This window comes from Lacipirellulaceae bacterium, assembly GCA_040218535.1.
GTDB lineage: Bacteria > Planctomycetota > Planctomycetia > Pirellulales > Lacipirellulaceae > Adhaeretor.
Genome location: JAVJRG010000009.1, coordinates 45,975 through 61,340 on the forward strand (window position 1 = coordinate 45,975; position 15,366 = coordinate 61,340).

Sequence of the window (15,366 nt, forward strand, 5' to 3'; positions counted from 1 at the left end):
AACTGTGCGGTTTCGCACAGCGACCAACCTGTCAAAGGGGGGAGTGTTTGTAAGCGGAGATTGAAAAGAGCATCAATCACACCTTCGGCAACGATTAGGCGCAAATGTTGCGGTGGGTTAGACCGAAGGCCTCATTGACAATTTACTGCAAGTAATCCGTATCAGGGTCTATCCGATGCTCTCACTCAAAAGCGAAAAGAAGCAGTACGAATCGGCTAATCTCGTCCAGTTGCTATGCGATCCGAATACTTACTCTGATGGTACTCAGCGAGTGGATTTGCTTGAGACCCATATCTCGTGGCTGTTTTTGACAGAACGCTACGTGTACAAGCTCAAGAAACCTGTCAAATACGACTTCCTCGACTTCTCAACCCCTCAAGCGAGACGGCAGGCATGTGACGAGGAAGTACGAATCAACAAGCGTCTAGCCTACCAAGTCTACTTCGGAGTCTTGCCAATTACGTCAGACGAAACTGGCCAGCTTACCCTAAATGGCGAGGGCCGCCCGATTGACTGCGTCGTGAAGATGAGGCGTTTGCCGAGCGACCTAGCGTTAGACACGACCATCAAACGTGATCGTCTCGACGAACGAAAAACGAAAGAGCTGGCAAACTCCCTCGCCTCTTTCTACTGCCAGTTGCCGCCACTTATTTTGCGGCCTGAAGAGTATTATCAGAGAACACTACATCACTGTCAGTCAAATTTTCGCGATCTGACGAGCCTAGCAGAACCACTTCATCGTCCTTGCATAGCGAAGATCCATAACGCCCAGCTTCTATTTGCTTGGCTTCAGAGAGACGTCTTATTCGACCGGACTCGCGATGGCCGAATCGTCGATGGACATGGTGATCTGCGTGCTGAGCATATCTTCCTAGAAACACCACCAGTCGTTATCGATGGGATCGAGTTCTCCGAAGAGCTTCGACAAATTGATGTTCTTGATGAGCTTAGCTTCCTAGCTATGGACTGCACGCGTCTGGGCAGTAGCGATATTGGTGAAAAGCTGCTTGATACCTACACAAAACTTAGTGGCGACAGGCCTCCCCTTAGACTTCGGGACTTCTATAAGAGCTACCGTGCGACGGTAAGAGCAAAAGTAGCTCTACTCAGAGTTTCTCAATCGACTGGTAAAGCTCGTAAACGCTGCCTTCGAGAATTCCACCAATACCTCAAATGGGCAGATCACTATGCCTCAAGGATCGGCGGGCCTTATCTCTTTATTATCGGTGGTCTGATGGGCACAGGAAAATCGACTCTTGCAGCTGGCTTGGCGGAAATAATCGCTGCAAAAGTCATCAGCACGGATACCATTCGTCGCAAACTATTTGGAGGAAGCGAAAGCCCGGCCGACTTCGGGGAAGGGAACTATCGTCCAGAGCTTCGAGAGACTGTTTACCGTGAGATGTTTATCGAAGCTGGAGAGGCTCTCGACTTCGGGCAGACGGTCATTCTTGACGGCACCTTTCTCACAGACGAACAACGCCAACGTGCTACCAGTTTGGCGATAAAGCACGGTGCTAACCCAGTCCATATCCAGTGTGAATGCCCGATTGACGAAGCTCGACTCAGAATCATAGAGCGTAGTTCTAGCAGCGATTCGGAAGCAAGACCTGAACTATTGCGTCAGCAAGTTGCCGAACGTGAAGAGTTAGCAGATTCACATAAGTGCATTCGAATTGATTCGTCTCAATCGATGCTAATGATGATCGACGACATTGCCAAAGCAGTGGTACAGCGGCAAGCTGCGGCTGACAGAGCTGACCACTCGCCAAACACCCTCTGATTATTTAAAGGCTTGCAGATGACAGCGGTATTCATCGGAGCACTGGTAATCGGGCTGACACTTGGACTGCTAGGATCGGGTGGGTCCGCAATAACCGTTCCGGTATTGGTCTACCTTGTCGGACACCAACCGAAACAGTCCATCGCTGAATCAATGGCAATTGTCGGAATCATCTCGATCGTGGCTGCGATACCGTACGCCAAATCAAGTCAAGTTGATTGGAGGAGTGTTCTCTACTTCGGACTGCCTGGGATGGTGGGAACCTTTATTGGTGCGTGGCTAGGTGGCCTCGCTACGGAGCCGATTCAATTGATCGTATTCGGAGCTGTTTTGCTCGCGGCCGCCTACGCCATGCTGCGAGATCCCAAGCCACGCACATCAGCTACCTCTCATAGCGAGATATCAACTCCAAATCCTTCACCAATCGGGAAGATTGCTCTCGAAGGCACAACCGTTGGCATCGTGACGGGGTTTGTTGGAGTCGGGGGAGGTTTCCTGATTGTCCCCGCACTGGTTATCTTCGGAAACTTGCCGATACGATTAGCCATTGGCACTAGCCTTGTGATTATTGGCATGAAGGGGTTAATTGGCTTCGCAAAGTACCAGCACTACCTTATGGCTCATGACCTGTCGGTCGACACTCAGACCATTCTCATATTCGTATTGATTGGTGTTGCGGGCAGTGCAATCGGCAAAATATTGAACACTCGCATGAATCAGAAGACACTGAAAACGGGCTTTGGTATGTTTCTCGTGGCGATTGGGTGCTTCGTTATTATCAACGAAGGCAGCCAGCTAATCGCTTCGGAAGATTATCAATCGGCTGTAGAGTCCTTCAAGATTCGAAGTGTGATTACAAATACACTGCTCACTGCAACCTAATGAGAAAGGAGCAAACGATGTTGCTCAAGTATTTCTACGACACGTCTCTAGCGCACGCTTCCTACATGGTCGGCTGCCAACGTGCGAAAGTGGCCATAGTGATCGATCCAGGTCGTGACATAGAACAATATCTGGATATGGCCGAACGCGAAAATCTCAACTTAATCGCAGCAGTTGAAACTCACATACATGCGGACTTCGTCTCTGGAGCACGAGAACTTGCCGATAGAATCAACGCGAAAGTTTATCTCTCCGACGAAGGGCCTGAGGAGTGGAAGTATCAATTTACTGATCAGTATGATCATCAGCTACTAACAGGTGGCGACACATTCATGATTGGCAATATTAAATTCGATGTTCTCCATACGCCTGGACACACGCCCGAAAGTCTCTCATTACTGCTGACCGACCAAGGTGGAGGAGCAGACCAGCCTATGGGAATCTTCACAGGAGACTTTGTGTTCGTCGGTTCGATAGGTCGCCCTGATTTACTGGAAGAAGCGGCTGGAATAGCGAACACTGCCGAACCTGGCGCCCGGGACCTCTTCCGATCTGCCCAGAAATTCAAGCAATTACCCGACTACCTGCAAGTATGGCCTGCTCATGGTGCCGGTAGTGCATGCGGCAAAGGGCTAGGTGCCATTCCTTCTTCGACTGTCGGATACGAAAAAATGTACAACCCGGCACTTCAGTTTACTGATGAGGAAAAGTTTGTTCAGTACATCCTGGCCGATCAGCCAGAGGCTCCTAAGTACTTTGCGCTCATGAAACGTGTCAACAAAGAAGGTCCAGACGTGATCGGTAACTCGGACTTACCCAAGTCCCAACCGACCAAAGAGTTAACTGCTATCTCGGAAATAGCAACGGTGATTGACCTGTCTCCGTCAGCTCAATTTGCCGAAGGCCATGTTCCTGGCTCAATAAACATACCGACTTCGATGCTGGCAGGTTGGGCCGGCTGGGTCGTAGATTATTCCAAGCCCACCTACTTGATTGCGACGAAGAGGCAACTGCCCGAAGCAACTCGGATACTTCGTAAGATCGGCCTCGACGATATCAGAGGCTATTTCGACCGTGAAAAGGTCTGTGAAGCAGGACTAGCCTGTGAGCGAATGCAGCGTAAAACACCAGAAGAATTAGCAGAACGAATTAAGACTGGCGAAGCCACGTTACTAGACGTACGCTCCGATGAGGAATGGAAACTGGGCCATATCTCTTGTGCCAAGCATCACTTCTTAGGACGTTTGCCCGATGAGCTAGAATCGCTGCCTAACTCGAAACCGTTTATTACTCAGTGCCGCAGTTCCGCTCGTTCGGCTATCGCTGCGAGCATCCTGCAAGCGGCTGGTGTGGCTGTTATCGACATGAGCGGTGGAATCGACGAGTGGCAAGACGCGGGCTTGCCCGTGAGTACCGCTGAGGAACTTATCCCTTGTGATGCTTAGAAAAACCCGTAGTTGACTAGCAATACTGGCCAACTTGGACGAGATGAACATCGGTTAGAAAGGAGTGATGCAGATGGACTGGATTATGGAACCTTGGCCTTGGTGGTTTTCGGGCATTCTCATTGGATTAACCGTACCATTGCTCTACTTGTTAGCAGGGAAGGCCTTCGGAATATCAACAAGCCTGCAGCAAGCCGGAGCAATGTGCTTTCCGAACAGTAAGTTGGAATACCTTCGCAAGCATGATCGCAAGGGAAACCTTTGGACGATTGTATTCGCTGTTGGCATTGGTTTAGGTGCCTTTGTCGCGACGCGATTTCTGTCAAACACACCCGTTGAGTTTCTCCCTGCATCGTTTAGCAGTCCCGCGGGAAGTATCAAACTGTTGCTCGGCGGGTTTCTCATAGGGTTTGGAACACGATACGCCGGTGGTTGCACGTCTGGGCATTCAATCACGGGAATTGCAAATCTTAATTGGCCTAGTCTCGTCGCAACCACTTTCTTCTTTGTAGGTGGATTAGCGGTGACGTGGGGGTTCGGCCATTTGATCTTCGAATAAGATCACGAGAGGAAATCCAAATGAAAGAAACAACAAAGCCTGTAGTGAGTCCAGGAATGTCTGCTGGTAGCTACCTCAGCGTGCTATTGATTGGAAGCTACCTAGGTGCGCTTTTCGTCAAATCCGAAGTGGCCAATTGGCAGAGAATACATGATATGTTTCTCTTCCGCGAAGCGCACATGTACCTCATTATCAGCGTCGCAATACTTGTGGCAGCGATCTCAATGTTCATCATTAAACGTTTGGGGATTAAAAGCATCGAAGGGAAGCCAATTATCTACAAGCCAAAACCATTTCACACTGGAGTTGTGATAGGAGGGATGCTATTCGGAGCAGGCTGGTCAATCACAGGTGCCTGCCCCGGTCCGATTTATGCCCAGATCGGAGCAGGAGAGTGGATGGCTTTGCTAACTCTGATAGGAGCAATGCTAGGTATGTTCGCCTATGCTTATTTGAAACCAAGGCTCCCGTGAGCTTCCTGATAGATGGCTCAATCAACTTCGCATCGAGCTTGAGCTTGGTATATTATTGCTAAGGCCTACACGTGAGTACGATAATTTCAAGACCATGAATTCTATGAACTCCCCTGTTCCAAAAAAATGCGACTCTAATAGCTGCGGGTTCAACCTATTTTCGGCTTAGATAGAGTCAATGGTCTGCAACCGGACACGATGTCCGGCGGGGATCACTGCTCTCACCGAATTCATCATTTTCGTACCGCCAAAGTTAGATTCGCTTCTGAACGGTTCCGGTATTCAACGGGTATGAGTGACATTAAGTGATAGGGCTTGACATTGCAGGCATGCTACCGAAACTCAATTGATTCTCGAGAGAAAAGGCTGCAAACGTTCAATTCGTCACTCGGTTTCGGGACGCAGAGGTCGGAGGTTCAAGTCCTATCAGCCCGACTGTCTTTAGAATCGAGCCCTTCGGCCAGCACATCGAAGGGCTTTCTCCTTTCCGGCACAAGCGTTACGTCATCGAGCGTGAAGTTCAAACAGACAGTTTTCAGGAAACGGTTTCCGACTCGACAACCAGTGCTGCCATTTGTGGGATGCGAAAAAACCAATTTGCTTCGCACTTGAAGCCAAGGGGATCCGAAGCATCAAACAAAAGCGTTTAGCAGAGGATCAGATCGCGTTTACTCTCCTGTCACACGGACAATGCAAGTACCACTCTGCTCCTATAAGAATCAACCGTCTCGTTCCGGTTACCGCGAGGACGACTCAAGAAATACCCAAACGCACTCACTTCAGTTCCAAGAACGGACCTCTCCACTGAAGAAGGGTTGCAGTCCGGTCTCTGTTTCTAGGAGCAGGGCTCCAGCTTTGTCGATGCCACGGCAGGTCCCTACAATCTCTGTCGAGCCAGTAACTAAGGTCACTCGCCTAGCGGTAAGTAAACAGTAGGCGGGCCAATCGTCAAGAATCTCTTCACCCGCTCTTAATGAGTTCAACAGAGCTTCAAACTCAAGTAATAAGGTCCGTAGAATTTGAATTCGACGATGCTGAACACCCGACTTGTCGGACAGCGAAATACTGGTTGCCGACAGCTCCTCGGGAGCCTCCGAGAATGAGTTATTGACATTCAAGCCAATGCCAATCACTGCCTGACCGGCGGAATGAGACGGAACTTCGATAAGCACCCCAGCCAACTTTCGTCCCGCCAGATAAACGTCGTTGGGCCACTTAAGCGCGAAATCAGCGTTTGGCAGAAGTGACTCACCAGTACGGAGGATGGCCTTCCCGGTTAGTAACGGAAGCAATGCTTTCCGCTCCGCAGACAAAGCCTTGTTCGGGAATTCGACGACGAGCGAAAAAGTGAGACTACCGCTGGCAGACCACCACCGGTTCGCACCCCGCCCTCGCCCTGCGATCTGAGATTCGGCATAGATCAAGCAAGGTGATTTCATGGAATCACCAGATGCTAGAAGCTCGATGGCTCGTGTGTTCGTCGAATCGGTTTCGTCATAGTGAAACACACTTTGGAGAAACGTATCCTCCAGCAGCGATTCGAGTTCGCCTTGGCAGATAGGATCGGTAATGCTCAAAGAATGATGATCCTCGTGAGAGCTATTCCAATTCGATCATCAGGTCGCCCGCTTCGACCTGAATGCCTGGGGAAACATGGACCTTGGCAACGGTCGCGTCGACTTCCGCGTTGATGGTTGTCTCCATCTTCATCGCTTCTAGCGTGATCAGTTTCTGGCCCTTCGTGATCTTATTCCCTGCCTTGACGGCAACCGTGACCACCATTCCTGGCATCGCTGTTCCAACGTGCTTTAGGTTATCGGCATCGGCTTTTGTACGCGAAGCCACGCCGCTGCCAAGAGATTTATCAAGCACCGAAACGTCGCGCGGTTGTCCGTTTAATTCAAAGAAGACCTTCCGGTAACCATCGGCATTGCCTCCATCAGCGGTCAGGAACTTGACGATAAGCGTTTTGCCTTCTTCAATCACGACTGTAAACTCTTCACCTGGCACCTGGCCGAAGAAAAAATAAGGTGTCGGAATGCAGCTAACGTTACCGTAGTTTCTATGGTGCTCAGCGTAGTCTTTGTAGACCTTGGGGTAGAGCAAATAGGTTACGATCTCACGCTGGGTCGGTTCGCGGCCGAGGAATTTGGCGATCTCCTCACCAGCGGCTGCGAAGTCGGCCGGGGGAAGCGATTCTCCTGGTCGACCGACGACAGGCTTCTGCTGTTGCAGGACGCGTTTCACTAAATTCGGATCGAAGCCGCCCGGCGGTTGGCCCATCATGCCGCCGACGAGGTCGATCACTGATTGTGGAAATGCAAAATCGCGGGTCTCGTCGAGCACGGTTTCGGTAGTGAAATCGTTCGCCACCAGGAACAAAGCCAAGTCCCCTACTGCTTTGGACGTCGGCGTCACTTTGACGATGTCCCCTAACAGTTGATTGCAGTCGGCATAGGTCCTGCAAACCTCCGACCAACGATCGGCTAGGCCGAGGGCTTGTGCCTGAGCAAACAGGTTTGTGTACTGACCGCCGGGCATCTCGTGGTTGTAGAGATCTGCCGTCGAGGGCAAAACGGTTGTTTCGAACGGCGCGTAAAACTCGCGAGTACACCGCCAGTATTCGGCAATCTCATCCAGCGCTTGCTGATTGAGTCCCGTGTTCCGGTCAGTGAATTCCAGCGAAGCGAGAATCGTATTCAAATTCGGCTGCGACGTATTGCCCGACATTGGAGCCATCGCCGCGTCTGCAATATCAAGATCGACTTCAGCACCCTTGAGAATTGCAGCCGCTTGGATACCCGACGTATCGTGGGTGTGGAAATGAATGGGGATTCCGACTTCCTGCTTGAGAGTTTTGACTAGCAACGCCGTAGCGTCGGGTTTGCACAGTCCGGCCATGTCCTTGATCGCCAGAATGTGAGCGCCCATGTTCTCCAGTTCTTTGGCAAGCTCGACATAGTATTTCAAGTCGTACTTAGTGCGCTGGGGATTAAGAATATCACCGGTGTAACAAATGGACGCTTCACAGATGGCCCCGGTTTCAAGCACCGCGTCCATAGCCACCTTCATATTTGGCGTCCAGTTGAGTGCATCGAAAACCCGGAAAACATCCAGCCCGGCATCAGCCGTTTCCTTGACAAACGCTTTGACAACGTTGTCGGGGTAGTTCGTATAACCAACAGCGTTCGATGCTCGCAGCAACATTTGCAGCAAGATGTTTGGAACTTTTGAACGAATGTCTGCCAGTCTTTGCCACGGGTCTTCTTTCAAGAATCGCATCGACGTATCGAAGGTCGCACCGCCCCACATTTCTAGTGAGAACAAATCAGGAGCAAGCTTGGAATACGACTCGGCGATGTTGAGCAAGTCGTGCGTTCGGAACCGGGTCGCATGCAGCGACTGGTGCGCGTCGCGGAAGGTCGTGTCCGTGATGAATAGTCGCTTTTGCTCTTTCACCCATTGCGCAAATTTCTCCGGGCCGAGTTCCTTGAGTTTGTCTCGTGTCCCGGTCGGCACGGGAGATGCCGTGTCAAAGTGCGGAATCGGGGCCGGATCTCGACGCGTAGAAGCCGCCCGCCCTTTCACCAATTCGTTCCCGTTGACAATCACATCACCGAGAAACCTCAGGAGCTTCGTAGCACGATTTTTTTGGGCTGGAAACTCAAACAGCTCTGGGGTTTGGTCAATAAAGCGAGTCGTACAATCACCCTGAACAAAAGTTGCGTGTTCCAGAAGCTTTACCAAAAACGGGATGTTGGTCTTCACGCCACGAATTCGGAATTCTAACAAGCAACGCTTCGCACGCTGGATTGCGTCAGAAAACTTTCGCCCACGTACGGAAAGCTTCACAAGCATCGAGTCATAGAAGGGATTAACAACCGCTCCCGAGTAAGCAGACCCTGCATCCAATCGAACGCCTGCTCCACCAGGAGAACGGTAATGTACGACCCGCCCGTAATCGGGCATGAAGTTGTTCGCAGGATCTTCAGTCGTTATGCGGCATTGGAGTGCAAAGCCGTTGGTCTTGATCGATTCTTGACTGGCGAGTCCGATCGCCTCGTCGGCCAGCGGTAGACCTTGGGCGATCAAGATCTGGGACTTCACGATGTCAACGCCGGTGACCTCCTCGGTGACCGTGTGTTCCACCTGAACGCGAGGATTCACCTCGATGAAGTAAAACTTGTTCGTATCCGCATCGACTAGAAACTCAACGGTGCCAGCGTTCTGGTAACCAACCTGCCGGCCGATTGCGATCGCAGCATCGCACAGAGCTTGGCGAACGTCTGGAAGGAGGTTCGGTGCGGGAGCGATCTCAACAACCTTCTGATGTCGCCGCTGCACGGAGCAATCACGTTCAAACAAGTGAACAAGATTTCCATGTGTGTCACCGAGCAGTTGAATTTCAATGTGCCGAGCATTCTCAATGAACTTTTCAACAAACACCTCGGAACTTCCGAACGCAGACAGCGACTCGCGCGACGCTTGCTCGAATGCGGAGTTGAATTCGCCTTCGCTGCGAACGATCCGCATCCCGCGACCACCGCCACCATGAGATGCTTTCAAAATCACAGGATACCCAAGCGAGTTCGCCTGCTCGCGACCGGCGTCAGCATCGGTAATCGCTGAGTCAGTTCCACTCAGCACCGGGACTTTAGCGGCTTTGGCAATCTTCCGAGCAGACGTTTTATCACCAAGGTTTTGAAGCGTGTCGAGCGTTGGTCCAACAAAGATGATGCCATTTTCCTGACAAGCTTTCGCCAAGTCAGGATTCTCAGAGAGAAAGCCGTACCCCGGATGGATGGCGTCGACATCGTGGTCGAGGCACAACTCGATCAAGGCGGGAATGTTCAGGTATGATTTGATCGGCTCCCCCGGTTCACCAATCTGATAGGCCTCATCGGCCTTGAACCGATGCAGTGCATAACGATCTTCGTGTGCATAAACGGCAACTGTGTTAATCCCAAGTTCCGTCGCGCTACGAAACACCCGAATGGCGATTTCACTTCGGTTGGCAGCAAGCAGTTTTTTGATCGGTTTCATGGGATGAATTAGCAAAGATTTGGCAAGTGATGAGAGAGGTACTGGGAACCGAGTGGTGCAAGAGCGGAGCCACGCCCCGTCTGCCAAGAAAACCAGACTTTGAGACTTGGTTATCAGAATACTACAATTCAACAGCAAGCTGCAGTGGTGAACTGCCCTTCTCCGCCGCGTTCAATTGAATTGACACATCCGATAGCACTTGACCGCTAGAATCAGGAAAGCATCCGGGTTCCCTTGTCATCGTCCCCTCATATAAGCAGGCAAAAGCTGGGCCATGCCAACGACACTTTCCCACTGAACGTCAGGCTGGCCCGCTTTCGACCGCGAACAACTGTTCGATCTCAGGGCCGACCCCCGGAAGAGAACGGTTTTGCGAACTCCCCAGCCCACGCTGAGCGGTTGCGAGAAATGCGGGCGAGGTTTCAGGAACTGAAATCGACTTAGAAATGATCGTCGCGAAGTTTGGATGGGCGAGGATTGATATGGCACAGACGAAGGGCCAGTTCTCTACCTGCAAGAGTGCCGCTGGCTCTGCCAGTGCCGGACTTCTCTGGTGGCAACAACTTCGATGAAGTATTTGGTGTCGCAGCCACAAGCCTATCGATACACACCGATGCTTGCAGCTTGTATCCGACTAGAGGTTTCGTAAGTCCTAACACTCTCGCAAATAAATCCACAACCCAAGCCACATACAGGCAGAGCCAGTGCCGCCCGCCGAAAAAGGCAAGACAAATCTGAAACTGCAACAGTTCTTTGGGCAGATCTCCTGGATACAAAAGGCGACTCACCCTCGACCAACGTGGGCCAAGGGTGAGTCATTACTGGTCATCTCGGTTTGCTTGATTCGAAAAAGTTCTACATCAGCTACGCAGAAGCTGGCAGCATTGCATCAGCAAGCCCGAGCTCAGACGGCACCCACGGTGGTTCGGATTGGCTCGTGCGGCGGCGACGTTTTGTCATTCGGTTGCGATCAATCGCTCTTGAGACCGTCCGACCAGCTCGCTCAGCCGTTCGAGCAATGCACGTGAGCAAGTCTGAGTCGCTGTCAGTAATGACGATCTCCGAGCTTCGCTTCAATTTGACCAGAAGTTTGCAGTGCTGATCGACGCCACCCTTGGGACCATTCAGGTCAGATAATACCAGGATCACGTCATCGATCTTATTATGAAACCGCGACAGGGCGAAACGCAGGCGTCGCTCAGCATAATCCCGCGACTTCCCGTCCAGACACTCATTACGGTCGACAATCGATAGCTTCATCCGAAACTCTCCTGAAAGAAATGAAGGAATATGTCCTTGCCTATTGAGGTATACGACAATAATAACATATAAATAAATAGAATATTTCTCTCGCAGACATTGAAAACTTCAATGGGAGGCTTTCGTGGATTGGCTCAATTATCACCACCTCCTTTACTTCTACACCGTCGCAAAGCATGGCAATATGACGCAAGCGGCAGAGCACCTTCATCTCTCGCAACCGACGCTCAGTAGCCAGATCAAAAAACTCGAGACTTCCGTTGGCCAAAAGCTCTTCTCGCGGACGGGAAGAACCATGGTCCTGACGGAAACGGGGCAAACCGTCTTTCGATACGCCGACGAAATCTTCTCCATTGGAAAAGAGCTTTCCGAAGTCTTGAAGGGAAAGGCTTCAAAGAGTCGGCGACGTCTCATCGTGGGCGTAACTGACGTGTTGCCTAAACTGATCGTCTACGAACTCCTCAAGCCAGCAATGTCGATTGAGGATGAAGTGCAGATTCAGTGCTTCGAGGGCAAGCTTCAGGATCTACTAGCCGAACTCGCCCTTCATCGCTTCGATCTTGTCCTCGCCGACTCGCCGTTGACACCCGATGCAAATGTCCGGGCCTACAACCACTTACTGGGCGAATGTGACGCAACCGTATTCGGCACCAAAGAGCTTGCGCAGAAATATAAGAAAAACTTTCCGAAGTCGCTCTCCGACGCTCCCATGCTCTTGCCGCTGCAAAGCACAACGTTGCGCAGACAGCTTGAGCAATGGTTTGATACGCATGAGATTATGCCGGATGTGGTTCACGAATTTGAAGACAGTGCCGTCATCAAGATTTTTGGACAAGCAGGTCACGGGCTTTTCGTCGCCCCGAGCGTGATCGAAAAAGACGTGTGCCAACGATATTCGGTCGAAATCGTAGGGAAGCTGACAGAAGTCAAGGAGCGATTCTACGCAATTTCTGTTGAGCGACGCCTCAAGCACCCCGCGGTACTCGCGATATCCAAAGCGGCGAAAAATCGGTTCGAAGAATAACAACCTCAATGTCATTCATCACACCGTTCACTGCCATTCCAAGGACTCCTGGCCAGAATCCGTTGCTGAATCAACCGGTGCAATACACTAAAATGGGTTCACCGGACGTTCTACTTCCTACTTCCGTCTTGAGCAACAAGAAAGTAACTCGATTCTGACCGCGGCACCAGCAATTCTGCCGACAGAATTGTGGCCGAGTCGAAGCAGCACGGCTTCGTAAGCCTTGCCGAGCGGAGGGCTTGGCCTCGGACGGATTTCTGACCGAAGGGCTTATTTTGTCTACTGGATTTTATTTTTGGGTAGCGCGACGAATTCAATTAAAGGCATTCCTATGAACCAAGCATTGAACAAATTCATTAGCCTGAGAGTCTCGCTGGGCTTGCTTGCATTTCTTCCTGTGGACGAACCAGCTCTGGCTCAAGACTCCCCCAAGAGTGTTGTCGAAGAATTAACTTTTCAAGTCGAGCCCGATGCCGTGGCCAGCTTTTTACAGCAAGACCATCGCATCTGGACGGCGACGCTCAGCAAGCAGCCAGGATTCCTTCGTAAGGCCACGTGGACCTCTCGCAAAAAGCAAAACAACGTGCGGCTAATCATTCACTGGCGTTCGCAGGCTGATTGGCATTCGGTACCACCAAGTGTACTTAAAGAAACAGAGGAAGAATTTGCTGCTGCGATGAAGAACGTAGGCGAATACAAACTCATCGGCGTTAACGCCTGGGAAGAAGTTTCCGTAAGGCACCACCCGAGACACCTCGCGAGAGTGAGCGATTCCGTAGGCGAATGGCATCGTCAGGCGACCAACATCGTAATCGAGAAGGATCTCTCGTACGGACAGCGAAAACGCTACCGAGCTTTGCCTCTAAAGGCTGCGATTGCTTCGATGTTCGACCTCTCCAGCTACGATCTCGCCACAACAAAAGTTGTTTTTCATTGCAAAGACGATTATCAGGCGAGCATGCAACTGGAAAACGCTCTCGCTTCAGCCGGCTGGCTGGCTCTCTCGGATCTCGAGGCGCCCGAGCTTTCCGATTGGATCCCAATCAGCAAAGGCGGGAAGGAAAAGTTCCCCGGTCCGAGCTATGTCGTTTGGAAAGAACAACTAGGAAGCTATCAGGAATACCCCTGGCCGTATGCCATCTTGAGCATCGAACTCGTTTCAGAACAAGACACTAAAGAAGCCGACGCAATCCATTCAGAGTAGGCGGAATAGCGCTGGTCATTCTCGCCTAGGCTCATTCCTCGGCGAGATTCTTGTCCGCACTTTTTCCGATCCACATCGGGGCAGAGCCAAACCAGACAAGGGTTCCTGCTAGTGCCACATACTTGACCGCTGCGTGATCGATCGTCCCAGCCAGAAACAGCAAGCAAGGAACAACCGTAGCGGCGAGCGCCACATACGAAACAGCTTTGCAGATATTCATCTCTCGATCAGACTCCAAAAAGTTAACCAGGTTGGGCCATGACGTTGTCAGGGTTCGGCGCTAGTGCTGTTTCTGTTGAGTGAAAGAACTAAGGATTAAGTAAAGAATACCACAAGCGATCCACGCAGGGATCACCGCGTAGGCCGCGAATAAATCTTGCTTCAAAATCAGGTAAAGGCCCACCGAGACGGGCGCTAGCCAAGCAATCAGTACCGCGATATTGACCGGCAACGATCGCTGGTGAGCGTATTCCTCAGACAGCCGGAACTTTTTCATGAAGTAATGATCCACGAAGATCACCGCCCCCATCGGCCCGAGGACGGTGCCGTAGGTTCCGACGAAATCCAACAGCTTGTAGGCCAAGCTTGGGAACGCTCCCGCCAACGTGGCGACTGCCCCAGCCACTAGCGTCATCGTCGTTCGAGAAGCGGTAGGAACTACCCCCTGGAAAGCTAGACCAGCACGATAGATCGTTGGGTTGGCGGTAGTCCAACCAGCAATCACTACACAGATAATTCCCGCCAAGCCAATGGACTGATAAGCAAGCAGGCCAGGATTTGCTGACGCCTTCCCTTGGCTGTCGACAGCCAATTCGGGCTGAACCTTAATCAACGCGGCAAGCATCAAGGCTGCGGCGATCCAGGCCATATAGTGCCCCAGAAACATTCCGATTGCCGGAGCCCAGCCTGAGGAGGATCGCTTGGCGAATCGAAAGATCGAGAGGTCGGCCATACCAAAGTGCATTGCCCCGTTGCAAAGCCAGGCGAACACCACGATTTTCCAGAACCCAAACTCCCCAGGTCCGTTGCGCTCCTGCACGAACGCAATAGCGTCATTCCAAAACTGGCCATCGGTGATCGCGCTAAGACTGGTCGCTTCGGCTTGGACAAGCGAAATGATTCCGCACGCGGCAAAGATCGAGATCATCCATGGAGCGGCAATATTAGCCACGCGAGCAACCGTCTCGTAACCAGCCGCGGCGATCACGGCCATTACGAGACCAACGACGACAACAAGTCCCGTGAAGGAAGGGGCCCCAAAAGCGAAGGTTTCTTTGGGCACCTCGTACAGAATGTCAAAGGGAATACCAACAGCGCTAGCCGAGACGGTTACCATGGCCCCTGCAAGAAAGCAGAACAGGACACCATTGACCACGTTATAAAGTTTCACAAGCGATCCGCCCGCAATCCGCTCCAGTTGGTAGTAGAGCGTATAGCGTTTAGCGATTGCGATTGGCGTGACAAGGTATCTCCAAGTCAGAACCGCCAATATGTTTCCTAGTAGAAGGCCAACGATCAGGTCTTGCAGACTCGCCCCCGCTGCAAGAAACAGAGGACCAATCATAAACTCGGTGCCAGCGGCGTGCTCGCCCGCATACATACCCCAGAACTTGCTTGGCCCCAACAGCGCGCTGTCCGGCACCCTCTCTCGTTCGAATTCCCCGGAGCTCTCTGCTTGTTCTTCCGCCATGAC

The 15,366-nt window shown here is 51.6% G+C and carries 12 protein-coding genes; 7 read left to right on the top strand and 5 right to left on the bottom strand.

The genetic code is table 11. From position 1 onward, the window contains the following. Nucleotides 1-175: 175 nt before the first annotated feature. From RIB44_11255 to RIB44_11275, 5 genes are all read left to right on the top strand, one after another. The gene (locus RIB44_11255) at nucleotides 176-1,783 is read left to right on the top strand and encodes an AAA family ATPase (GenBank protein MEQ8617162.1); all 1,608 of its coding nucleotides are present in this window, start codon (nucleotides 176-178) and stop codon (nucleotides 1,781-1,783) included. Between the two features lie 18 nt (nucleotides 1,784-1,801). After that, entirely contained in the window at nucleotides 1,802-2,665 is an 864-nt protein-coding gene (locus RIB44_11260; protein MEQ8617163.1) for a sulfite exporter TauE/SafE family protein, read from the top strand. Between the two features lie 17 nt (nucleotides 2,666-2,682). Further along, nucleotides 2,683-4,110, top strand: a complete 1,428-nt coding sequence (locus RIB44_11265; GenBank protein ID MEQ8617164.1) for a rhodanese-like domain-containing protein — start codon at nucleotides 2,683-2,685, stop codon at nucleotides 4,108-4,110. A gap of 73 nt (nucleotides 4,111-4,183) precedes the next feature. Continuing rightward, nucleotides 4,184-4,669: a YeeE/YedE thiosulfate transporter family protein gene (locus RIB44_11270; protein ID MEQ8617165.1), complete on the top strand. Its 486-nt coding sequence runs from the start codon at nucleotides 4,184-4,186 to the stop codon at nucleotides 4,667-4,669. Nucleotides 4,670-4,689: 20 nt separating this feature from the next. Further along, nucleotides 4,690-5,142 (top strand): YeeE/YedE thiosulfate transporter family protein, encoded by a 453-nt coding sequence (locus RIB44_11275; protein MEQ8617166.1) that lies wholly within the window; start codon nucleotides 4,690-4,692, stop codon nucleotides 5,140-5,142. Nucleotides 5,143-5,921: 779 nt separating this feature from the next. Here the strand turns inward: RIB44_11275 and RIB44_11280 are convergent. From RIB44_11280 to RIB44_11290, 3 genes are all read right to left on the bottom strand, one after another. Continuing rightward, on the bottom strand, nucleotides 5,922-6,719 hold the full coding sequence (locus RIB44_11280) for a biotin--[acetyl-CoA-carboxylase] ligase (GenBank protein MEQ8617167.1): 798 nt from the start codon (nucleotides 6,717-6,719) through the stop codon (nucleotides 5,922-5,924). Nucleotides 6,720-6,741: 22 nt separating this feature from the next. Further along, nucleotides 6,742-10,185 (bottom strand): pyruvate carboxylase, encoded by a 3,444-nt coding sequence (locus RIB44_11285; protein ID MEQ8617168.1) that lies wholly within the window; start codon nucleotides 10,183-10,185, stop codon nucleotides 6,742-6,744. Nucleotides 10,186-11,049: 864 nt separating this feature from the next. Next, nucleotides 11,050-11,445 (bottom strand): hypothetical protein, encoded by a 396-nt coding sequence (locus RIB44_11290; protein ID MEQ8617169.1) that lies wholly within the window; start codon nucleotides 11,443-11,445, stop codon nucleotides 11,050-11,052. Nucleotides 11,446-11,569: 124 nt separating this feature from the next. On the opposite strand from RIB44_11290, the gene nhaR reads away from it, so the two are divergent. Next, nucleotides 11,570-12,469: a transcriptional activator NhaR gene (gene nhaR / locus RIB44_11295; protein ID MEQ8617170.1), complete on the top strand. Its 900-nt coding sequence runs from the start codon at nucleotides 11,570-11,572 to the stop codon at nucleotides 12,467-12,469. Nucleotides 12,470-12,800: 331 nt separating this feature from the next. Then, on the top strand, nucleotides 12,801-13,673 hold the full coding sequence (locus RIB44_11300) for a TIGR03792 family protein (GenBank protein ID MEQ8617171.1): 873 nt from the start codon (nucleotides 12,801-12,803) through the stop codon (nucleotides 13,671-13,673). A gap of 31 nt (nucleotides 13,674-13,704) precedes the next feature. Here the strand turns inward: RIB44_11300 and RIB44_11305 are convergent, their stop codons facing one another. Together RIB44_11305 and RIB44_11310 are read right to left on the bottom strand one after the other, a co-directional pair. After that, nucleotides 13,705-13,893: a hypothetical protein gene (locus RIB44_11305; GenBank protein MEQ8617172.1), complete on the bottom strand. Its 189-nt coding sequence runs from the start codon at nucleotides 13,891-13,893 to the stop codon at nucleotides 13,705-13,707. Nucleotides 13,894-13,953: 60 nt separating this feature from the next. Beyond that, nucleotides 13,954-15,363: a hypothetical protein gene (locus RIB44_11310; GenBank protein MEQ8617173.1), complete on the bottom strand. Its 1,410-nt coding sequence runs from the start codon at nucleotides 15,361-15,363 to the stop codon at nucleotides 13,954-13,956. Nucleotides 15,364-15,366 lie beyond the last annotated feature (3 nt).